Below are 926 nucleotides of genomic sequence, written 5' to 3'. Positions count from 1 at the left end.
CCTGGGACTGGTCGAAGGCTTTCGACCGTTCCGCCCCATGCGGCCCACTGGTCCCGGCGCAGAAGTCCGGCCATCCCTCGAAAGGCCGAATTTGGCTCGCCGTCGACGGCGAGGTCCGGCAGGATGCCGACCTTGCCGAGCTGATCTGGCCGCTTGCCGACATCGTCTCGATCTGCAGCGAGGCGGTGACGCTCGAGCCGGGAGACCTGATCTTCACCGGCACGCCGGCCGGCGTCGGCGCGGTCGGGCCGGGCGAAACGATGACCGGCGGCGTCGAAGGCATCGGCGCCATCGAAATCACCATCGGTCAACCGACGACGTGAAGCGATGAGCGACCTAATCCTCCATAACTACTACCGCTCCTCCACCTCCTACCGCGTGCGCATCGCGCTGGAGATGAAGGGCCTCAGTTACGATTACGTGCCGCACCATCTGCGCCACGGCGAGCACCTCGAAGCCACCTATCTCGCGGTCAATCCGCAAGGGCTGGTGCCGGCGCTGATCCTTGGCGACGGCCGGCTTTTGACGCAGTCGCTGGCGATCATCGAATATCTCGACGAGACCGTGCCCGAGCCGCCGCTTCTGCCGAAGGACGCGCGCGGCCGGGCGCGCGTCAGAATGCTGGCGCAGATGATCGCCTGCGACATCCATCCGGTGAACAATCTGCGCGTGCTGACCTCGCTGCGCACGCTGTTCGGCGCCGGCGACCAGGATGTCGTCAACTGGTTCCGGCACTGGGTGAACGAAGGGTTTCAGCCGCTTGAGACGATTCTCGCTTCAGCGCCCGAGACCGGCACCTTCTGTCACGGCGACACGCCCGGCCTTGCAGATATCTGCCTCGCCGCCCAGGTCACCAACAATGCCCGCTTCGGCGTCGACATGGCGCCCTACCCGGTGATCTCGCGGATCCACGCCGCCTGCATGGC

The 926-nt window shown here is 66.1% G+C and carries 2 protein-coding genes; both read left to right on the top strand.

Going from position 1 to position 926, the window contains the following annotated elements; all coding sequences use genetic code 11:
- Positions 1-323: fumarylacetoacetate hydrolase family protein (locus EOA33_RS36970; RefSeq protein WP_190234519.1), on the top strand; the 323-nt coding region annotated here is incomplete at its 5' end.
- A gap of 4 nt (positions 324-327) precedes the next feature.
- Positions 328-926 (top strand): maleylacetoacetate isomerase (gene maiA, locus EOA33_RS36965; RefSeq protein ID WP_127407814.1); only part of this gene is annotated, 599 nt, incomplete at its 3' end.

It is taken from the genome of Mesorhizobium sp. M4A.F.Ca.ET.050.02.1.1 (assembly GCF_003997725.1).
GTDB lineage: Bacteria > Pseudomonadota > Alphaproteobacteria > Rhizobiales > Rhizobiaceae > Mesorhizobium.
The sequence above is the reverse complement of the archived record's forward strand: the minus strand, read 5'-3'. Positions and strand labels throughout refer to the sequence as shown.